Below are 20209 nucleotides of genomic sequence, written 5' to 3' on the forward strand. Positions count from 1 at the left end.
TTTAATCTTCATCTTGTTCCATCTCAAGTTGCATCAGTAACATATCTTCGCCATCGAGTACACGAGTACGAAAGCTTTGACATGCAGGGCAGACGACCGTGCGCTCACTCAGTACGGATTCAGTCTGGCAGTCTTGGCAAAGTATCACTAGCGGCTGAATTTGCATATTGAGTAGGGCTTCTTTGCAAATCCCATCGAGCTTAAACGTATCGAAGGCCGTTTGTAGCAGGCTAGGTTCAACCCCGCTCATGACTCCCAGTTTGATATCCACTCGGGTGATTTTATCGGCATGATTGGCCTGCGCGTGCTGTTCGCATTGCTCAATCAGGGCACTCACTATCGAATATTCGTGCATCAGCAAATCCTTGGCAGCAGTTCACCTTGGGGAAGATCGAGATAACGTTTAGTATTCCAAGGCGTTCTTAGCACGACTTTCCCCACTAAATCATCACTCACAGTGCCGATTATCGCTGCATGCTCACAGTGCCCAAAGCGTTGCATGATCTCGAGCGCACCTAAGGCGATGTCGTTGGGAACGGCGAGGATGAAAGTGCCTTCGTTGGCAAGATCCATGGCTTCGAAACCATAGAGTTCGCACAGACCTTTGACTTCATCGCTGACGGGAATACTGGCTTCATTCACTGTGATGCCAACATTGGAGGCGACAGCCCATTCGTTCAGCACTGCCGATAAGCCGCCGCGAGTCGCATCGCGCATCGCATGAATGGGAATATTGGCGGCAATCAATTGCTCGACTATGGGCCAGAGCGTCGCGCAGTCACTTTGCAATGCCGATTCGAGGGTGAGTCCTTCACGCGCCATTAAAATCGCTGCACCGTGGCAGCCAATATCACGGGAGACAATAATGGCATCGCCCACGGTGACATTCGCCGCGGAAATATTGGGACGCAAGATGCGACCAATGCCTGAGGTATTAATAAATAAACCATCGGCGCACCCCTTGGGTACGACTTTAGTGTCGCCGCAGACTATCCGTGCACCACTGTGTTTTAATTCTTTCGCCATACTGCGGACAATCGTCGTTAAATCCTTGATAGAAAAGCCTTCTTCTATGATCACACTGCAACTCAAATACTGAGGTTCTGCGCCCATCATAGCGAGATCGTTGACTGTGCCTGCGATGGCGAGTTTGCCGATATCGCCGCCGGCAAAAAATAAAGGGGATACGGTGAAAGAGTCTGTGGTAAAGGCGTTGGCACCGTGCAAATCGAGTTTAGCAGCGTCTTCTTCGCTGCGAAGGATTGGGTTATCAAACTCGGCAAAAAACAGATCACGGATCAGTTTATTCATTTCTTTGCCGCCACCGCCGTGGCTGAGTTGAATGGATTTATCTTTAAGCGTATCAGCCATGATGTGGTTCCTTGATATCGATACCTTGATAGCGGTAATAGGCATTGCAGGCACCTTCGGAGCTGACCATGCAACTACCTAAGGGCGTTTCGGGATTGCAGCCGCGGCCAAAAACTTTACAGTCCTTTGGTTTAGCAAGCCCACGAAGAATATCGCCACACTGACAGGCCTTGTGATCGTCAATTTCCTTCACGGGTAGGCGGTCTTTAAAGCGCAGTTCGGCGTCCCTGTGGGCATATTCGGGTTTGAGCTGCAGCGCTGAATTGGGGATTGGGCCTAGGCCACGCCAGCGAAATTGCGGTCTGACATTGAAGAATTGATTCACTTTGGCCTGCGCCGTGAGGTTGCCGTTTTCCGATACCGCGCGGCTGTATTGGATATCGAGCTCCGCTTTGCCCGCGGCTTTTTGGCGCACTATCCGTAAAATTGACTCCATCACATCAACGGGTTCAAATCCTGCGACAACCACGGGCGTGCCATAGTTTTCGACTGTGCTGCGATAGATTTTTGCACCGCTGATCACGCTTACATGGGCGGGGCCGATAAAGGCATTCACTCTGGCTTTTGGGTCGTGCATCACGGCACCAATTGCGGGGGGCACTAATACATGATTGATATGAAACAGTAGATTTTCGAGTTTTTCTTGTTCGGCCAGTTGCAACAAAATCGCTGTCATTGGGGTTGAGGTTTCAAAGCCAATGGCGAAGAAGACTACGGTTTTATCGGAATTGTCGCGGGCAATTTTGAGCGTATCTAAGGGATCGTAAATTGGGCGAATATCGCAGCCCTTGGCCCTAAAACTGGCTAAAGAGCCTTGAGAACCGGGCACGCGGATCATATCGCCCAGCGTCACAAGAATAACATTTTCTTGGGAGGCAAGCGCCGCGGCTTGGTCGATGCGCTCTTTAGGCATAATGCACACTGGGCAGCCAGGACCATGGATAAATTCAATATTATCCGGCAGTAAATCTAGCAAGCCGTATTTCATAATCGTATGAGTATGGCCACCACAGACTTCCATGATATTGATTTGTTGCTTAACCAATTTAGCGGTTAACTGAATATCCCGTGCTAAATTGGCAATCGTTTGGGGATCGCGAAAGCCTTGATAGAGGTGTTTTAGTTCAAGCATGCTTTTTCCTCGGTGCACTCGATAGGGGTGCGCCTTGCGACTTAATCCTGCACTACTGATGGTCAGTGTATGGCTTCATTTTCAAGCTTAGTGACGATTTCTTTGTATAGTTCAATGCTTTGCTGCGCATCTTCCTTATCAATTTTGTTCATCACAAAACCAATATGGATCAACACATAGTCGCCAATTTCCAGTGGCTCATTCATTAAATGACTGCTGACATCGCGGCGCACGCCTAAGGTATCGACTGTGACGCTCTGGCGCTCAATATCGACCGCCACCACTTGGGAAGGTATGGACAAGCACATTATTGTGCACCTCGAATATTGTCTTTAAGCCAAGCGGCTACTGCCTGCATGGAGTCGCCATCTTTAATTGAGATTTCAATAATTTGAGTTGCTGGATTGAGTTTTTTAAGCTGCGCTCTGGCTTCGTCCATCTTGAAATCAAAATAGGGCAGTAGATCGCACTTAGTGATAAAAACTACATCGGCGCGGCGGAACATCACAGGATATTTCTCAATCTTATCATCGCCTTCTGGCACTGATAGCAGCACGATATTTTTGTGAGTGCCCACATCATAACTGGCTGGGCAGACGAGATTACCGACGTTTTCGACAAAGCAAATATCGAGTCCTTCAAGCGGCAGATGATGTAGGGCACCGTGCACCATAAAGGCGTCGAGGTGACAGGCGCTGCCCGTTTGAATTTGATAGGCCTTAATGCCTTTAGCGATTAAGCGGTCGGCATCGCGTGAGGTTTCTAAGTCGCCCTCGATCACCGCATAGTTGAGCTGCGTGTATTCTTTGAGATTTTCTAATAGGGTGGTTTTACCACTGCCCGGGCTACTCATGATGTTGAAGGCAGTAATGTTATGTGCCTCAAAGTGGGCGCGGTTATGACCTGCTTCGACATCATTTTTATCTAAAATTTTGTGGATGACTGACAAGGTTTTTTTATCGTTTAACTGAGGATTTGTGTGTAACTCTTGATGGCTATGCTCATGAGTATGTGAATGGTCATGATTATGCTCATGGCTATGGGCATGCGCGCCTAGATGATCATGGTCGTGGCGGGTAAGGGAGCAGCCGCAGTCTTTACACATTTTACCTCTCCTTGTATCGGCAGAGTACGAGGACTTTGCCTGACAAATAATGATTGATGTACGAATCGTTAATTTGGTTACGCTAATGTTGAGTGTGATACAAATTGCGCTACGGATCTTTGATGTTCGTCAGGTTTATGGGGATAAAAATGGCGAGCGAACATCAGGGCTTATCAAATAAGTAAGGTTATTGACTCTGATGAATGCCATACCAAAGTTGGCCTAGGGCGATACCGCCATCATTGATGGGTATCTGTTTACTGGATAACACTTTATTTCCTTGGACGCTGAGCTTGCTCAGGCAGTATTCCAATAGATATTTATTTTGAAATACGCCACCGCAGAGCACGGTTGGGAGGTGTTGATACTGGGCAGTATAATCACAAATAGCATCACCTAAGGTGTGTAAAAAGGCGCGGGCGATGGCATAGCATCTATTGTCTGTTAGCGGTTGTGCTGTAATCAATTCAACAATTTGCTTGAACATCTCACTGCTTCGCCACTGGTCGATGTCAAGAGGTAAGTTAAGCGAAATGACTTCAAGGGCTAATGCATCGGCGCGATTGGCCGCGGCTTCTATCGCCATGCCCGCTTGACCTTCAAACAGTGTGGTTTCGATTAAGCCTAAGGCGCAGGCGAGGGCATCGAACAGTCGTCCGACAGAGGAGGTTTTTATCGCACTGCCGTTCTGCCAGATCTTATGTAAGTTAGTCAGAGTGTTTGGGTGCATGTTGTTTAATATAGGTAATTGCAATGCGAGTACAGCATTGAGGCTCATTTGCTCGAATAATAATGCCAGTAACAACCTCACGGGTTGCTTAATGGCTTGCTCGCCACCTAGCAGAGCTATGGGCTCAAAATGGGCCAGTCGCTGCGCTTTATCGAGCGTAGTTAATAGCACTTCACCGCCCCATAAACTGCCATCGTCGCCAAGCCCAGTACCGTCAAAACTAAAGCCCAATACGGGATCTCGATATTGATTAACCGCCATTACGCTGAGCACATGGGCATGGTGGTGTTGCACCGATAAACATTTATTTTGACGGGTATCGCTGAGTTTTACACTCGAGTTTGAGTGCATTTCAGCCCAGCGCGAAGGGGCATAATCTGGGTGTTTATCGCAAATAATAAGATTTGGCGTAAAGTGATACAACCGAGCAAAAGTGGCTAAGGTGCGCTCAAAATACTGCTCGGCGCTGACACTGAATAAATCGCCAATATGGGGACTTAAAAACACATTGTTGCCAAAGCCTAAGGCGATGGCATTTTTTTGCTGTGCACCTACGGCTAAAATTGATTGGGTTAGCGGTGTATCAAGTGGAAAACTTAAGGGCGCATAGCCGCGGGCGAGACGCAGCACTTGTACCTCTGCGGAGTAGTCCAGTTGCGGCTGAATCACTTGCACCACACTGTCATCGCAGCCATTAATAATCGGCCGATTATGATCGACTATCGCATCCACCACATGGCTTAAGTGACTAATAAGCTCATCACCATCAGTGATGATAGGCTCACCTGAAACATTGGCGCTGGTTGCAACTAATGGCCCTTTGAAGAGACCTAATAGCAAATGATGTAGCGGTGTGTAAGGTAAAAATATCCCGAGTTTATTCAGATTGGGGGCGACAGCTAAGCTGAGATCATGTTCGGCTCGGCTGCTCATAAGCACTATGGGCCTTTCCTGCGAACTCAGCACTCGCCACTCGGCATCCGTCCCTGTGACATAGTGCTGCGCCATGGTGATATCCGCCATCATCACCGCTAGCGGCTTGGCCTGGCGCTGTTTTCGCAGCCTGAGTGCGTTGACGGCATTGTCACTTCGGGCATCACAGATTAAGTGAAATCCACCCAATCCTTTAATTGCCAGAATCTGCCCTTGGCGTAATCTGTCAGCCGCTGCTGTCAGTACCGCAAGGTCCGTACTCAATTCAGGTGCGCTGACATTTGAGGCACTGGGAAGGATGTATTCCCCTTGCGGTGTTTTTAAACTGAGTCTGGGGCCACAGGCGGGGCAACTTATGGGCTGGGCATGGTAGCGGCGGTCGAGTGGGTTTTGATATTCTTTGGCGCACTCGGGACACATGTCAAAATCGGCCATAGCGGTGTTGTGTCTATCATAGGGTAAAGCATTGATAATCGTGTATCGAGGGCCACAGTTAGTGCAGTTGGTAAAGGCATAGCCAAAGTGGCGGTCATCAGGATTATGTATATCGTTCATGCAGTCTTGGCAGGTACTTTTATCTGCCGATACAGCCACTTGCGCACCTATCGGTGAACTGGGGTCATCGTCCTCATGGCTGTCGCTTTTTATTATCTCAAACGTGGTTTCGCTTAATAAAATCGGCAGTAGTATTTGGCTGATATTGTCGATACGGGCGAGTGGCGGCGGGGTGGTATTGAGTACTGCGATAAAGCGAGTGAGGTTTTCATCATTACCTTGCAGCTCAATGGTCACGCCCTTGGCATTGTTGAGCACAGTGCCCGTCAGTTGAAACTCAAGGGCATAACGATAGACAAAGGGGCGAAATCCCACCCCTTGTACTATGCCAGTGACGTGCAACTGACAACGCTTTAACGTGGCTCCCTTGTGGACAAGGTATTCCAACGCGAGCCTTCGTTTTATCTGCAGGTCACTGTGCTTTTTGTGGCGACTATTGTGTCTATGTGGCTTCATACGTTGTGACTTAACTTTTGGCCTCCTAATCATGGGCATTTAGTTGTCGCTGCTTAACGTAAAGTGCACCAACGGCTAAGTTATCGCCGTCTAAATCTAGGCTGCGATTGATCACCAATGGAAAGTTTTTGCCTAAGCGTAAGCTGATGCGTTTGCACAGGGTTTCATTGATTAATTCATTGCCCGCTAAGGCTATATTGTGCACGCCGATATTTAAATCGATATGCTCGATCCAATTAGATAAATAGTCCGCCAGCGAGTCTTGCATCGCAAAGGCGAGCTGACTCGGATCGTCATTACCCGCAATACGAAAACTTAAGACAGTGCCTAAGGTTTTACACCAATTTAGGCTGCGGTGGGCTTCACCTTTGGTTAGCGGATAATCGATACGCGGTGCATTGGCACCGTGGTAGCGCATGGCGGCGGCCATGAGTGCATCGCTGAGCCTTGCTTGGCTTTGAGTCTCTTCTTGTGTATTAAGGCCAATTAATATGGCAGCAATCGCCCACAGGCTTTGTAAGTTGTCCCGTCTGCCGTGAAGCTTTAGGCTTAAAAGTTTTAGGTAATCTTCGGGGAACAGGCTCTTAAATTTTTGCGCTACGGCTTTTTGCGGACTGCTGTCCAGTTGATGGAAGATTTCGTAACCGTTATCGGGCAGCTCGGGCAGGGCAAAGAAGAGTTCAGTGTCGCCCTTATTATCGCAGGTGACAATTTGACTGGCGTGGGTATGGCTTAAGTAAATGACCGCGGCATTTTTTGCCTGTTTATGACTGGTAAACTTACCGTTGAGCAGCGCACTGAATAGCGCTGCGTCTGCAAGGGTGTGATTTTCTGTGTTGACTGTATTTTGATTATTATCGCTTAGCATACTAGTGCAATGAATATCACTGTCTTCACTTGACGGTACTTGAGTCAATACTGCCACACTCAGTTCGCCTTGGTGCGATCGTGAACGTTTCGCCGCCTGCCATTGGGCTTGATAACCGTGAAGACTGACTTTTTCCCTTAAGGGTTCTGGAGCGATAAAGTGCTTGGTTTGAACCTGTGTTGAGCTTAAATCGTGACTGGCGATTTGTGCCCAAGCACCATCGACCCAAGCTAGCTTCGGCCTATTATGCGGCCCTTTAATGTAAACCCAATCGACCCCTTTTTGTCGTAATACTTCCCCGAGCACTAAGATCACTCGGCTGTAGGCAAAGCAAATGTCGTACAGCGGCGCACTGAGTTTGTCGTGTTCTTGCGTGGGTCTCGCGCAGATAAGTGGCTTTTCAATACTCGAAAGCGCGAGCACCTGCGCATCGTTCAGACAAAAATGGGCGTTCAGCGTATTGGGATTACAAATTAACAGTTGTGGCCGCTCGCTTAAGGGCTGCTCAAACGGTGTCAGGCTGATTTGCAGATTATCGGCGGCCGCTAATGTCAGTGGACCTTGTGTCAGCAGTCCCTGTGCCATGGCTTTAATATCTGACAAGGTTAACGCTTTTTGTGCGGACGTTAATTGTGTTTCGCCCTTGCAGCAAGGGCAAATTAAATCGAGTGTGCCAAACTTAGCCGACTGATTATCGCCAATCAACGGATAACAATGCTGGCAAAAAGGCACTATGGCAGGGCTTGATCCAGACTGTGGAAAGGGCAGTAAGGTTTTACTGCCCTGGGGCTCGTCGATGACTTTAATACTAGAGTCAATCAACCAAGCGGAAATCAAAAAGTCCGCGGCAATGGCATCGGCCAATTGTTCTAGTTGGTTTTGCTCGCCCTGAGCTTCAATAAAATAGCTTTGAGGGCCAAAGTCATGTTGGCCAGCACTATATTGACCTGAGCTATGTTGACCATTACAGCCTATGCTGATATTTAGCTCATCGTAATTTAGATATTGATTACATAAATACGCATACAAAGGCACCTGACGTGAGCAGGTAAAATCAAATCTGATGTTTTTCATCTTCTATATACTTTCACCAGTAGTAACGCCACGTTTATAAGAGTCAGGGATCAGCGAGTCAATACTATGCTCGGCAACACGCGTCGCAGTGAACCCAAGGGAGGCTAAGTGGGATAACAAGCTTGATTCCATTAAAGGTACCGCGGCGGCGACTTTAGGGGTCAAGCCTAGCACCATAGGTTCGAGCACGGTTGGGGTGACGCCAAGCACGAAGGTTTTAGGCCTGTCGCCAACCATTTCCATCATATTGAGGGTTTGCAGCATTTCGACTTCATGGGCGCTGCCTTGCCAGTCGATTTCCTTCGGCGCTTTATCAAAATCGAAGAAATAGACTTCGCCCGCTTCTACGCCATTGGCATTAACTGTATCGACCACGATTAAATAATCGTATTGGCAAATAATAGGGATAAGTCCCTGAGCCAAGGTGCCGCCATCGAGCAGCGTTAGCTGGTGGGACTCATGGGTAAACTGATAATTATCAGCTATATAATTGACAAAATGTACGCCGATGCCTTCATCGGCGTACAGGACATTGCCAATACCGAGTAGCAATATCTTCATTGGACTCCTAGTGGTGTGAGTCTGGCTTTGGGTAGTCATAGCCAGAGACAATCGAGTCAACTGAGTTATGTTTGAAGCGTATCCCTGACCAAACCGCCATATAGACGTGGATAACCACAAAGATAACAAATGCCCAAGTGAGGTAGTGATGCCAAATCCTAACTTGTGCTAGCCCACCCATTTGTGCCGTGATCCAAGCGGCGCTGCCCCAAAGCATGCCACCTAAACCTTGGTGATACACATTGGCATACAACACCAGACCCGTTATACATATCACAAGAGCGACCAGTGAGATTGCTACATAAGTCACAAATTGCAGCGGTCCATAGACACCGGCTTTATGTAAGTGCCCCATCCATAAGTAAGATTTCAGCTGAGTGATCCAGCTTTTTACGCTCATGACATCGCGAAATGAGCGCCGCTCAATGTCGCTTCGGCTGAAAAAATACAGGTAGAAGCGCACTAAAGTGATTGCGGTTAGTACAAAACCGCAAATCAGATGAGCGAAGCGGATCCAGCCTTGTACGAGTACGTCCGTACTTTCAGGCGCCACAAGAAACGGCCAAGCAATATAGAATCCGGTGATCACTAGCACCAGAATTGATAGTGCCCTGAGCCAGTGAAAAATCCGTATTGCCGGACTAAAAATCAGTGTCCGAATGCGGGTTGCAGAATGGTTCATTTTGCGTTCCCTCCCTCGATTATTGACCATTGGGACTGACACTGAACTCGCTCAATGCTTGGCCTTTGAAATCCATTACGTGTACAGAACACGCCATGCAAGGGTCAAATGAGTGAATAATACGTATCACCTCAAGGGGCTTAGTAGGATCTTCCAGTTTCAAGCCAATTAAAGAGGCTTCATAGGGACCCATTTTACCGTTGGCATCCACAGGACCTGCGTTCCAGGTCGTCGGTACCACGGCTTGATAGTTCTCAATCACTCCATTTTTAATGCGGATCCAGTGGCTTAACATGCCGCGTGGCGCCTCGATCATGGCGTGACCTACATACTCTTTATTTGGATCAATATTGGGTTTTACATAGGTAGATTCATCGGACTGGATATTCGTCAGCAGCGCATCAAAGGTTTTTAACCCTTCTTGGGCGACGATGACTGTCTGCAACATACGGGTTGCAGTGCGACCTAAAGTGGTAAATAGAGCCGCTACGGGTAGACCTGTGCGAGCGAGCAGGCCATTAACCGAATCCACGACCACCTTGTTACCGCGGGCATAACTCACCAATAGGCAGGCGAGTGGACCCACTTCGACGGGCTCACCTTGATAACGGGGAGATTTCACCCATGAGTATTTGCCATCACCATCCAGTGTTGGCAATTTGCCGTAGACAGTGTCGCGTTCAACAAAACCAGTGTAATTAGGAATCGTTGTACCGTCATAGGGATGCTGCGGCGCATCGGCGCTATACCAAGCGTGGCTGACGTCTTCGGCAATCAGATCTGGATTCACATCACTGACACCAGCAAGGTCGCCATTCATGATCACGCCTTGATTAAACATGTATTCGCCATTGGCTAACACAAAGTCATCGGTCGCCATGAAGTTTTTCACGTTTACGCCGCCCAACACGCTAGGTTCAGTACCAAAGGCTTCGGCCGCCATCACGATATCTGCTTGATAGGCACGCAGAATAAAGTCAGTTACTGTCGCATGTTTTTGCTTCCATTCCTGCAGGCGAGCAGGGCTGAGCATGTCGCGCACCGAAGTCACACCACCGACAACAACGGATTGTGGATGTGGTGATTTGCCACCAAAAATGGCTAGCATTTCTGCCGCAACACGTTGTACTTCAAGCGCTTTAAGGTAATGAGATAGCGCGATAAGGTTTTGCTCTGGGGTAAATTTATAGGTGCCGTTGCCCCAATAAGCGTTGGCAAATGGACCTAATTTTCCCGTTTCGACAAAGCCTTTAACTCTTTCTTGTACCGCTTTTAAATCACCTTCACCCGCCGCTATGGGATGGTCTGTGTATTTCAGGGCAACTTGTGCCGCTTTAGCAGGATCGGCGCTCAGTGCAGAAACCACATCAACCCAATCTAAGCCGTGTAGATGGTAGAAATGCACAATATGGTCATGCATGTATAAAGAGGTTTGCATTAATGAACGTAAGTATCTCGCGTTCAATGGAATTTGAATTCCTAGCGCATTTTCAACCGCTTCAGTACCGCAGCGGTAGTGGGAATAGGTACATACGCCACAGATACGTTGCACAATAAGGCCAACATCCATAGGCGTGCGGCCTTTGAGAATGACTTCAATACCGCGCCAAAGTGTGGAGGATGACCAAGCCTTGTTGATGACGTTATTTTCATCAACTTCGACTTCGATACGTAAGTGACCCTCGATACGTGTGATAGGGTCGATAACAACGCGCTTGCTCATGGGTTATTCCTCCAGCGGTTTGGCAAAAATACTGGCAACGGCATGGGCTCCAATGCCCACCACAGTCGCGCCTAAAATCACCGCACCAATAGTATCTGCGGTCGCATCCAATCCATGGAGGAGTTGACGGCCAAGGGGTTTTTCAAAGTCAGCCATATCGTCCCAGAAGTTAGGTTCTGAGCAACCCATACAACCGTGTCCAGCGAGTACTGGCCAGCTAGTGTGATGGTTAAAGCGCTCGGTTGGGCAGTTGTTGTAGGTGTAAGGACCTTTACAACCGACTTTATAAAGGCAGTAGCCTTCTTTCGCACCGTGATCGCCAAATTCTTCAACGAATTCACCAGCATCGAAGCGGCCGCGGCGTTCACAGTTATCGTGTACCCGTGCGCCGTAAGCCCATTTAGGTCTATTAAACATATCCAGCGCAGGTAATTTTCCGAACATGATGAAGTACATCAAAGTGCCGACTATGTTCTTTTCACTCGGTGGGCAACCGCCTAAGTTAATCACGGGTTTACTGACCACTTCATGCACGCCTTTCGCCCCCGTTGGGTTTGGATAAGCGGCTTGCACCCCACCAAACGCCGCACAAGTGCCGACAGAGATAATCGCGGCGGCGCCTTCAGCAGCATGCTTGATGATTTCTAAACCCGTGTGGCCTTTACAACCCACAGTTAAGAAACTGCCGTTATTTGCAGTCGGAATCGCCCCTTCAACGGCCAGTAAATAGCGGCCCTTGTAAGTTTCGAGTGCATGTTCGAGGTTCTCTTCAGCTTGCCAACCCGCTGCAGCCATTAAGGTTTCGTGATATTCCAAGGAAATATGATCGAAAATCAGTGAGTCTAGATTGGGGGTATCGGTACGAATTAAAGATTCGGAGCAGCCAGTACATTCGGCCATATGTAACCAGATTAAGGGTACACGATCGGCTAATTCGGCAGCTTCGGCCACTAAGTTACTAAAGGGGAGGGGTAATGCGAGCATGCTCGTCACCATGGCACTCCACTTCATAAAATCACGGCGACTAATGCCGTGCTGTTGCATTTTCTCAATCAGCGATTGTTGTTGACGGGGAGCGAATTGGCGTAACGCATCTAAGCGCGCCTTTCCCTGTTCATATAGGGCTGCATGTGTGTCCATGGGTCAACCTTTTTTGTTATTTAAATGTAAATTGGTAAGGGTTTACATAATTGACAGTGTCAGTTTAGGCCGTTGGAGTGTAAAGATTATTGATGTATATCAAGAATTTTTAAGAGATGTGACCGAACTGATTTTGACATTTAATTAACATGACACAGATCTAATTTCACTTTTTCTAATGGGACAAAATGTCTCACATTTGCCATTTTGGATGAAATCGGTCACTTAATCAGCACTCATGTGATTAAGGCCATGCAGATGACTATGGTTCATTCGCGTGGTGAGTCTGGGCGAGCAGGTTAATTAAACTTATATAAGCTTGTTTAAGAAAACCTTAAGATTCAGTTAATAGATTCGAACGTAATCGTTAACGCGGAATATGCTATGAAGAAAATATTATTGTTACTCAGTTTATTGGCCGCAGGCGTACAAGCCGCGCCATCGCTGGACTATCAAGTGTTTAATGCGCAAAACCAAGCTGTTTCCCTGAGTGAGTTTAAAGGCAAAGTCGTCTATGTCGATTTTTGGGCATCCTGGTGTGGCCCTTGCCGTAAATCGTTTCCTTGGATGAATGAGATCCAAAAAAAGTATCAAGATCAAGGTTTGGCCGTCGTGGCAATCAATCTAGATACAGATAACGAGTTAGCTCAAGAATTCTTAAAACAAGTCCCTGCCAATTTTTCAGTGCGTTTTAACCCCGAAGGTGATGTCGCTCGCAGTTTCGATTTGCTGGGCATGCCGAGCAGTTTTATGTTCAATCGTCAAGGTCAGTTAGTACAGCATCATGTTGGCTTTTATGCCGATAAAACCGCTGAATACGAGCAAGAGCTCGTCAATTTACTGAAGGAGTAATTTATGCTTAAACCCGCATTAGTCGCAGTAACGCTCATCATAGGTTTGAGTGGCTGTTCAAGTTTAGGAGTGCAGCCGTGGGAGAAAGGCCAGTTGGCCCGCAGCGATATGGCGCTCGACAGTGAAAAGCTCGATCTTGCACTCGATGATCATATTTATTTTAGTAAAGAAGGTAGTAGCGGCGGTCGTGCATTTGCCGGTGGCGGATGTGGCTGTAACTAAACTCTCCGTTGGTGTTATTTGCCTTTAGATGTTACGAAGAAATGTAACGCACAGATGTAATGAACAGACGTACTAAAACAAATGTGACGAGCAGATGTTCTAAAATCTGGGGCGAAATCCCGCGGTATTGAATAGATTGAAGTGACCTACAGGTGTTGTCAGCTATGACCCAAAAAAAGAACCCAATAAATACAAGACAATCGAAGCAGATAGCGGGTGCTCTCGCATTAGCCAGTTGTGGACTGTTTGCAACAAGTGGCCATGCGACTGAATTATCTAAAAAAGCTGACGACTGGAAGATCGATGCTGCGTTAATGTATTACGGTGAGCAAGATAGAGTACAAGCCATCGAAGCCATAGGCACAGCGCAAAAAGCCTTTGGCGATGACAGTGTGCTGGATCTCAAACTCGTGGTTGACAGTCTAACGGGGCCTTCAGCATCGGGCGCCGTGGCCCAAAGTACCAGCCAAACGTTTACTCGACCATCTGGTAATGGTCAATATCATGTTTCAGCGGGAGAAACGCCGTTAGATGACACCTTTCACGATACTCGCGTACAAGCCAATGTCGGTTGGAGTGAAGTGCTAACACCAGATTGGAAACTCAATGTTGGCGCATATGGCTCGAAAGAGTTTGATTATATGTCAATGGGCATCAATGCCGGAATTGAGCGAGGGTTTAATAAAGACAACACCACTTTATTTTTAGGTACGGCTTATAGTTTCGATGTGGTTGACCCCGTTGGCGGTCGTCCGGTGGATTTATCTTCGATGGTCATTCGCGATAACTTCACCAGTGAGGAAGCTTATCGCAGCGCATTCGATGCGACCCGTCAAGGTGGCAGTGATAATAAGCAGACCGCGGATGTGATGTTAGGTATCACCCAAGTGCTTAGTCAGCGCTGGTTGTTGCAAGCCAATTACGGCTTGTCGAGTGTCAATGGCTATTTAACGGATCCCTACAAGGTGCTCAGTGTGGTGGATAACAACGGCATTACTCAGGATTTATTGTATGAGAGCCGCCCCGATTCGCGCTTGAAGCACAGTTTTTACGTGATGACCAAAGGCGCATTAGATGCGGGCGTGGTGGATTTTTCCTACCGTTATAATACTGATGATTGGGATCTCACATCGCATACCTTAGAAACCCATTATCGGTATTACTTTACGGGCAATTTTTACGGTCAATTGCATCTACGTTATTACCAACAAACGGCGGCTAACTTCTATCAACCTTTCTTGATGGCTGATACGCCACTGCCAGAGTTTGCCAGTGCCGATTATCGTATCGGTGATATGTCGGCTTATACGATTGGGGTTAAATTTGGCCATAGATTATCGGGCGGTCATGAAATGTCGTATCGCTTAGAGTATTACCAACAGGATCCGAAAAATAACGGCGCTACGATTCCTGGAGAGCTGCAAAACTTCGATCTGTTTCCGACTCAGAAGGCAATTACAGCACAGTTTAGTTATTCTTTTTAATACGAAATAATGCTACTGGCTCAGATAGCAAGGCGTTAAACTGTATGGGTAGCTTAGCTACCCATACTCAATTTGTGCCTGAACTTATTCAATCGCAATCCCAGTGGGATGCCATGTGAAGAGGTGATTTATGATGTCGACATCGTCCCTAAAGACCGCACCTTATTCGTTGCAGCGCCGTGATTGGGGTTATGTGGGTGAATTTAGGGCCATGGCGAGTCCCTGTGAAATACTCATTGGGTGCGATCAATTTGATATTGCAGACGATATGTTGGATATGGCTGTCACTGAGGCGCTGCGTATCGAACATAAGTACAGTCGCTTTATCGCGCAGAATTGTCTGTGGCAATTAAACCATGCCAATGGTCATAAGCAGCTTATCGATGAAGAAACCTGGCAGTTATTGGCTTTTGCTAAACAATGTTTTCAGCTCAGTGATGGACTCTTTGATATTTCTGCTGGGCCGTTAATGGAACTGTGGCGCTTTGATCCCAAAGCCCAATTGCCCGAACATGGCCGCATACTTGCCGCGAAAGCTTTAGTGGGATTTGAACGCATCGAGTTTGATTCGCGCCATATTGAGATGCCAACAGGAATGAAATTGGATTTTGGTGGTATCGCAAAAGAATATGCGGTCGACAGAGTCGCCTATGAGTTAGCCGAATGTTATCCAGACATTCCAGTGTTAGTGAATTTTGGCGGTGATATCGCTTGTCCCGTGTCCAAAGTGACGCCATGGCAAGTGGGAATTGAAGACCCACGACACCTTGACCACGCTGCGAGTGTACTGTCGATTAGTCAGGGTGCATTAGCGACCAGTGGCGATACGCGGCGCTTTTTTGAAGTCGATGGAAAGCGTTACGGCCATATTGTTGACCCACGCACTGGCTATCCCGTTATCCATGCGCCGCGCTCTGTGACTGTGTTAGGGCCAAACTGCGTGACTGCAGGTATGCTCGCCACTATGGCTATGCTGCAGGGGCGAGACGCGGAAGATTTTTTACAGCAACAAGGTGTTAAGTTCAGTATTTTCCGTTAGGGCTCAGTTAAGGACATTGAATGCGTATTATGTTGGTTGAAGACAATGAGTTATTAGCCCAAGGGATTTGCTTGAGTTTGGCAAAGCTGGGCATGCAAGTTGATCACCTTAATAGTTATCAGCAAGCCTTGCTGGGGGTTAAAAATGAAAGCTTCAGTGCCATAGTACTCGATCTGGGATTGCCTGACGGTAATGGTAAAGAGTTGCTTAAAGCTTGGCGTCAGCAGGGCGTGTCAATTCCCACAATAGTCCTGACCGCTAATACGGATTTTGACACTAAGCTCGAATGTTTAGACATGGGCGCCGATGATTATCTCGGTAAACCTTTTGATGTGCGTGAATTAGCCGCGCGTATTCGTGCTATCGTCAGACGTCAGTATGGGCTCGATCACAACATTTTGATTATTGGTGCTTTGTGTATCGATTTAAATACCCGTGAAGTGACCTTTCGCGATCAAAATGTGCTGCTTTCACGGCGTGAATTTCAATTACTGCTCGAACTCGCTCAGTCGGCAGGGCGTGTATTGACCCGCAGTCAGTTAGAACAGTTAACCTATGGCTGGGATGAAGTCGGCAGTAATTCAATAGAAGTGCATATCCACCATCTGCGCAAAAAACTTGCCAATGAATTAATCAAAACCGTGCGTGGAATAGGCTATACCTTGATTGAAATAAATTAATTTGAAGAGTTAAATGACAAGCTCCACGTTTGTGGGTACTGATAACGCAGTGATGACTTGAAGCATAGTCGTTAGGAAAAAGAAGTGATTCGATTAAAGGGGCTAGATGTGTATTCACTGCGTTTGGTACTGACATTATTAATTTTGTCAGGTATTTCAGTATCCGTCGCTGTGTCTAGTTGGTTGAGTACTCGGGATTCTAAGCATCAAATAGAAGAACTCTTCGATGCGCAAATGCTCCAAACCGCTAAAATGTTGGAGTTGTTCTATCATACTGAGCCCAATGCAACAGCTCAGGATCTCGTCATACCCCAAGTGCTCCACGTTCCCGATAGCCAGATCAGTTCCTTTGCCGAAAAGGCCGATGCGCTGAAACTGGCCTATGAGCATAAATTGGCGTTTCAAATCTGGAGTGAGGCGGGTGAAGCCTTAGTTTTATCGGATAATATTGGTCATCAACCTATCAGTCGATTCGTACAGGGTTATCATAAGAAAGTGTTCGAAGGAGAACTCTGGCATGTGTTCAGTTTTTTTTCGGTTAAAAATCATGTTTGGATTGTCACTGCTCAACAGGATGAAGTACGCCAAGAGCTTGTATCGCAAATCATGCATAATGCCGTTATCGTGCCCTTGATGGTAGTGCCTTTAACATTAATTATTGTTAGCTTCTTGTTTTATCTCTTGTTTCGGCCATTAAAAACCTTTGAAAGAGAATTAATTGGACGGGCGCCCAACGATTTGACCCCGTTGACTATGTCATTGCCTAAAGAATTAGTTCCTGTTCGGCGCGCATTGAACTTATATATCAATAGTATCGCGCGATTTATCGCCCGTGAGCGTCGTTTTAGCGCCGATGCGGCCCATGAGCTTAAAACGCCATTATCTGTGATTAAATTACATCAACATGGCTTAGAGAGTCTGATTGATGATGATCCGCAGCAGAAATTCCATTTAGCTGCGATAGATGCTGGCGTCGTGCACATGAGTCATACCGTTGAACAATTACTCGTATTAGCAAGGGTGGACTCGATTAATGAGCTTAATGTGTCATCCCACGCCATTTTGCCTATGGTCGAAGATGCGCTTAATCAATTAATGCCACAAATCACCGATTATGAATGGAATATCGATATCGCATCCAATCTAACGGTGACCTGTGATCGTTTTTATTTGCTACTTGTACTGAAGAATATTATCGAAAATGCCTGTAAATACAGCCCACAGGAATCGGAAATTTCAGTGTCGGCCCATGCTTTGGATGATGAAATCTGTATTTGTGTCGCTGATCGAGGCCAAGGCATGACAGAGCCGCAGATTGCCAATGCGACAGAACGTTTTTATCGTGTGAATGAAAATGAAGGCATAGGCGCGGGATTAGGTTTGTCTATCTGCTATCACATCATAGAATTGCACCAAGGTCGTTTAGTGATTGCGCCTAGGGATCAAGGTGGATTATCTGTGACACTTTTTTTGCCAAAATAGTTCAGGCAATGAAATGTTAAAATAGATCCGCAGTTTCAGTGACATCAGCTCAGTTGTTTTGATACATTTAAGCGGGTAAAATTTTGAATTTTCCTGCTGTCTTAGTGTTAATCCTTAGGCTTACCAACGGATTGATTCGCTTATTGTGATATTTCATCTAAGATCATCAACACTTAGTTGAGGCGTAAAAAGGCTCATTTTACTTTCAATAATGTAGCATTTGGATCACTTAATTTGTTTTTGTAACTTTGAAAACAGAAATAAGCATGATAATGTTATTTTAATATTCATTTTTGGTATAAGCTTATTCTCAAATAGTATTGTGTAGAAGGGGTTAACTGCATCTTTATTTATGAGTTTTTTTCTCCTTCTGATATCTTTCGCGATATGTAAGCAACTGTTTTTTTTCATCCCTAAATCAGAGTGAAAAAAATTCACTGTATACATAAAAAACATTGATTTCTTAGTTTATTTTTTAGGTTACCTATCTATGGTTAGCTTGTTGCGTTGCCCATCGTCCAAACCTTATTCGTCACTCATATGTTCACTGACGCTAGGCGCTGTAGTCGCCCTGTCTGGTGTCGCGTACGCTGAAGAGACAAAACCCGCCGAGGCAGTTCCTGTGGTTACTCCACCGAAAGTGATTTCTCAGCCCAGTACAAAAAATCAAATCAGATTCACTAAGACAGGCGCTTTTGATAGCGAAACTGTCGTGAAGATTGCAAAACGTTTGGCAGCGAAACCTTATGTGACCCTCAAAGATCCTTTGCCAGCTGGCCTTGCTAAACTGTCATACGATGAGTACAGAGATATTCGTTTTAACCCGACTGCGTCTATTTGGCGTGATCAGGGCGTGCCATTTCAAATGCAAATGTTCCACCGTGGTTTCTATTTTCAAGATCTGATCGAGATTGCGATTGTAGAAGGTCAGAATGCAACGCATTTAGCCTATGAGCCTAAATATTTCACCGCAGGTGAAGTGATTACTCAAGCGCTGCCGAATGACGACATTGGCTACTCAGGATTTCGTATTCATAACCAATTGAATACGAATGGTGTATTTGACGAGCTTATGGTATTCCAAGGTGCGAGTTATTTCCGCGCTTTAGGTAAAGGTAACGCCTATGGCTTATCTTCCCGCGGTTTGGCGTTAAAAACGGCTGACGCTGAAGGGGAAGAATTCCCGATATTTCGCGCCTTCTGGGTTGAGCGTCCACACAATGACAGCAACTTGATTGTTGTGCATGCCTTGTTAGATAGCCCAAGCGTAGCAGGTGCCTATACTTTCTCTGTCCGTCCCGGTGATAACACCTTGATTGATGTAGAAGCGACACTGTTTCCTCGAGTTGAGCTGAGCAAAGTCGGTTTAGCACCAAGCACTAGCATGTTCTTACATTCACTCAATGGTCGTCACGACACCGATGATTTTAGACCTGAAGTACATGATTCTGATGGTTTATTGATGTTAAATGGTCGTGGTGAGCATTTATGGCGCCCATTGGCTAATCCACGTCAGTTACAAGTCAGTGCGTTTTCTGACAACTCGCCTCAGGGATTTGGTCTGATCCAACGTGAGCGTGACTATGCGTCATATCAAGATTTAGAAGCCCATTACGAACGTCGCCCAAGCCTATGGATTGAGCCTGTGGGTAATTGGGGGCAAGGTTCAGTGGTGTTGACTGAAATTCCGACAGAGTCTGAAATTCATGACAACATTGTTAGTTATTGGAAACCACGTCAGCCTATTCCTGCTGGCGGTGAATTTCATTTTGCCTATCGCATGAGTTGGGGTGAAGAACCTGCTGCGAAAGTCGGTGCCGTACATATTTCTCGCTCTGCCAGTGGTCGTGCCGATATTGCTAAGGCGACTCCAAGACGTTTATTTGTGGTCGACTATCAAGTTGAAGGTCCGATGACAGATGAAATGCCAGTCGCTAAAGTTGAAGCTTCTGGTGGTGTGGTCACGAATGTGGTGATTGCCCGTAATGCCGCTAAAAATGGCTATCGCTTAGCTTTTGAATTAGAGCCAGAAGATAAAGATCTTATCGAACTGCGCGCTGAACTTAAGTTCCCAACTCCTCGTCAGGTTGAAACCTGGCTCTATCGCTGGACGCTGTAAG

The 20209-nt window shown here is 46.7% G+C and carries 18 protein-coding genes; 7 read left to right on the plus strand and 11 right to left on the minus strand.

All coding sequences use genetic code 11. The annotated features are described in order from the left end of the window. Position 1 precedes the first annotated feature (1 nt). From hypA to hyaA, 11 genes are all read right to left on the minus strand, one after another. The gene (hypA, locus tag HUB64_RS06080) at positions 2 to 355 is read right to left on the minus strand and encodes a hydrogenase maturation nickel metallochaperone HypA (protein WP_173496590.1); all 354 of its coding nucleotides are present in this window, start codon (positions 353 to 355) and stop codon (positions 2 to 4) included. Beyond that, on the minus strand, positions 355 to 1371 hold the full coding sequence (gene hypE, locus HUB64_RS06085; protein ID WP_173496591.1) for a hydrogenase expression/formation protein HypE: 1017 nt from the start codon (positions 1369 to 1371) through the stop codon (positions 355 to 357). The genes hypA and hypE overlap by 1 nt, the downstream gene beginning before the upstream one ends. Further along, the gene (gene hypD, locus HUB64_RS06090; protein ID WP_173496592.1) at positions 1364 to 2503 is read right to left on the minus strand and encodes a hydrogenase formation protein HypD; all 1140 of its coding nucleotides are present in this window, start codon (positions 2501 to 2503) and stop codon (positions 1364 to 1366) included. The genes hypE and hypD overlap by 8 nt, the downstream gene beginning before the upstream one ends. Before the next feature lie 62 nt (positions 2504 to 2565). Next, positions 2566 to 2811: a HypC/HybG/HupF family hydrogenase formation chaperone gene (locus HUB64_RS06095; protein WP_113939526.1), complete on the minus strand. Its 246-nt coding sequence runs from the start codon at positions 2809 to 2811 to the stop codon at positions 2566 to 2568. Then, positions 2811 to 3608: a hydrogenase nickel incorporation protein HypB gene (gene hypB / locus HUB64_RS06100; RefSeq protein ID WP_173496593.1), complete on the minus strand. Its 798-nt coding sequence runs from the start codon at positions 3606 to 3608 to the stop codon at positions 2811 to 2813. Before hypB ends, HUB64_RS06095 begins: the two co-directional genes overlap by 1 nt. A gap of 187 nt (positions 3609 to 3795) precedes the next feature. Beyond that, complete coding sequence (hypF, locus tag HUB64_RS06105) at positions 3796 to 6213, minus strand: carbamoyltransferase HypF (protein ID WP_173496594.1); 2418 nt, start codon at positions 6211 to 6213, stop codon at positions 3796 to 3798. 94 nt (positions 6214 to 6307) lie between these two features. Then, the gene (locus HUB64_RS06110; protein WP_173496595.1) at positions 6308 to 8224 is read right to left on the minus strand and encodes a NiFe hydrogenase; all 1917 of its coding nucleotides are present in this window, start codon (positions 8222 to 8224) and stop codon (positions 6308 to 6310) included. A gap of 3 nt (positions 8225 to 8227) precedes the next feature. After that, entirely contained in the window at positions 8228 to 8785 is a 558-nt protein-coding gene (locus tag HUB64_RS06115; RefSeq protein ID WP_105252281.1) for a HyaD/HybD family hydrogenase maturation endopeptidase, read from the minus strand. 7 nt (positions 8786 to 8792) lie between these two features. Beyond that, the gene (gene cybH / locus HUB64_RS06120; RefSeq protein WP_028760178.1) at positions 8793 to 9467 is read right to left on the minus strand and encodes a Ni/Fe-hydrogenase, b-type cytochrome subunit; all 675 of its coding nucleotides are present in this window, start codon (positions 9465 to 9467) and stop codon (positions 8793 to 8795) included. A 19-nt stretch (positions 9468 to 9486) separates the two neighbouring features. Next, the gene (gene hyaB / locus HUB64_RS06125) at positions 9487 to 11190 is read right to left on the minus strand and encodes a nickel-dependent hydrogenase large subunit (protein WP_173496596.1); all 1704 of its coding nucleotides are present in this window, start codon (positions 11188 to 11190) and stop codon (positions 9487 to 9489) included. A 3-nt stretch (positions 11191 to 11193) separates the two neighbouring features. Beyond that, on the minus strand, positions 11194 to 12330 hold the full coding sequence (gene hyaA / locus HUB64_RS06130; protein WP_028760176.1) for a nickel-dependent hydrogenase small subunit: 1137 nt from the start codon (positions 12328 to 12330) through the stop codon (positions 11194 to 11196). Positions 12331 to 12714: 384 nt separating this feature from the next. Here hyaA and HUB64_RS06135 point away from each other — a divergent pair, with 384 nt between their 5' ends. The 7 genes from HUB64_RS06135 to HUB64_RS06165 all read left to right on the plus strand — a co-directional run bounded on the left by HUB64_RS06135 (position 12715) and on the right by HUB64_RS06165 (position 20208). Then, positions 12715 to 13182 carry a TlpA disulfide reductase family protein gene (locus tag HUB64_RS06135; RefSeq protein ID WP_028760175.1) on the plus strand — a complete coding sequence of 156 codons (468 nt, stop codon included), beginning with the start codon at positions 12715 to 12717 and terminating at the stop codon, positions 13180 to 13182. A gap of 3 nt (positions 13183 to 13185) precedes the next feature. Continuing rightward, on the plus strand, positions 13186 to 13404 hold the full coding sequence (locus HUB64_RS06140; protein WP_028760174.1) for a DUF4266 domain-containing protein: 219 nt from the start codon (positions 13186 to 13188) through the stop codon (positions 13402 to 13404). 164 nt (positions 13405 to 13568) lie between these two features. Then, positions 13569 to 14888, plus strand: a complete 1320-nt coding sequence (locus tag HUB64_RS06145) for a DUF3570 domain-containing protein (RefSeq protein WP_173496597.1) — start codon at positions 13569 to 13571, stop codon at positions 14886 to 14888. Positions 14889 to 15018: 130 nt separating this feature from the next. Further along, positions 15019 to 15927: an FAD:protein FMN transferase gene (locus HUB64_RS06150; protein ID WP_173496598.1), complete on the plus strand. Its 909-nt coding sequence runs from the start codon at positions 15019 to 15021 to the stop codon at positions 15925 to 15927. A 20-nt stretch (positions 15928 to 15947) separates the two neighbouring features. Beyond that, entirely contained in the window at positions 15948 to 16607 is a 660-nt protein-coding gene (locus HUB64_RS06155; protein ID WP_173245236.1) for a response regulator transcription factor, read from the plus strand. Positions 16608 to 16691: 84 nt separating this feature from the next. Beyond that, positions 16692 to 18089, plus strand: coding sequence for an ATP-binding protein (locus HUB64_RS06160; protein ID WP_173245233.1), 1398 nt, complete (start codon positions 16692 to 16694; stop codon positions 18087 to 18089). Positions 18090 to 18579: 490 nt separating this feature from the next. Further along, entirely contained in the window at positions 18580 to 20208 is a 1629-nt protein-coding gene (locus HUB64_RS06165; RefSeq protein ID WP_049821716.1) for a glucan biosynthesis protein G, read from the plus strand. Position 20209 lies beyond the last annotated feature (1 nt).

The sequence above is a fragment of the Shewanella sp. ISTPL2 genome (assembly GCF_013283205.1).
Lineage (GTDB): Bacteria > Pseudomonadota > Gammaproteobacteria > Enterobacterales > Shewanellaceae > Shewanella > Shewanella oncorhynchi.

Bases quoted from the DNA above. Each gene is read 5' to 3' on its own strand.
- HUB64_RS06165 (WP_049821716.1), top strand. From the start codon at position 18,580: ATGGTTAGCTTGTTGCGTTGCCCATCGTCCAAACCTTATTCGTCACTC.
- HUB64_RS06135 (WP_028760175.1), top strand. From the start codon at position 12,715: ATGAAGAAAATATTATTGTTACTCAGTTTATTGGCCGCAGGCGTACAA.
- hyaB (WP_173496596.1), bottom strand. From the start codon at position 11,190: ATGAGCAAGCGCGTTGTTATCGACCCTATCACACGTATCGAGGGTCAC.
- hypE (WP_173496591.1), bottom strand. From the start codon at position 1,371: ATGGCTGATACGCTTAAAGATAAATCCATTCAACTCAGCCACGGCGGT.
- hypB (WP_173496593.1), bottom strand. From the start codon at position 3,608: ATGTGTAAAGACTGCGGCTGCTCCCTTACCCGCCACGACCATGATCAT.
- HUB64_RS06150 (WP_173496598.1), top strand. From the start codon at position 15,019: ATGATGTCGACATCGTCCCTAAAGACCGCACCTTATTCGTTGCAGCGC.
- HUB64_RS06095 (WP_113939526.1), bottom strand. From the start codon at position 2,811: ATGTGCTTGTCCATACCTTCCCAAGTGGTGGCGGTCGATATTGAGCGC.
- hyaA (WP_028760176.1), bottom strand. From the start codon at position 12,330: ATGGACACACATGCAGCCCTATATGAACAGGGAAAGGCGCGCTTAGAT.
- HUB64_RS06145 (WP_173496597.1), top strand. From the start codon at position 13,569: ATGACCCAAAAAAAGAACCCAATAAATACAAGACAATCGAAGCAGATA.
- HUB64_RS06140 (WP_028760174.1), top strand. From the start codon at position 13,186: ATGCTTAAACCCGCATTAGTCGCAGTAACGCTCATCATAGGTTTGAGT.
- cybH (WP_028760178.1), bottom strand. From the start codon at position 9,467: ATGAACCATTCTGCAACCCGCATTCGGACACTGATTTTTAGTCCGGCA.
- HUB64_RS06110 (WP_173496595.1), bottom strand. From the start codon at position 8,224: ATGAAAAACATCAGATTTGATTTTACCTGCTCACGTCAGGTGCCTTTG.
- HUB64_RS06155 (WP_173245236.1), top strand. From the start codon at position 15,948: ATGCGTATTATGTTGGTTGAAGACAATGAGTTATTAGCCCAAGGGATT.
- HUB64_RS06115 (WP_105252281.1), bottom strand. From the start codon at position 8,785: ATGAAGATATTGCTACTCGGTATTGGCAATGTCCTGTACGCCGATGAA.
- hypD (WP_173496592.1), bottom strand. From the start codon at position 2,503: ATGCTTGAACTAAAACACCTCTATCAAGGCTTTCGCGATCCCCAAACG.
- hypA (WP_173496590.1), bottom strand. From the start codon at position 355: ATGCACGAATATTCGATAGTGAGTGCCCTGATTGAGCAATGCGAACAG.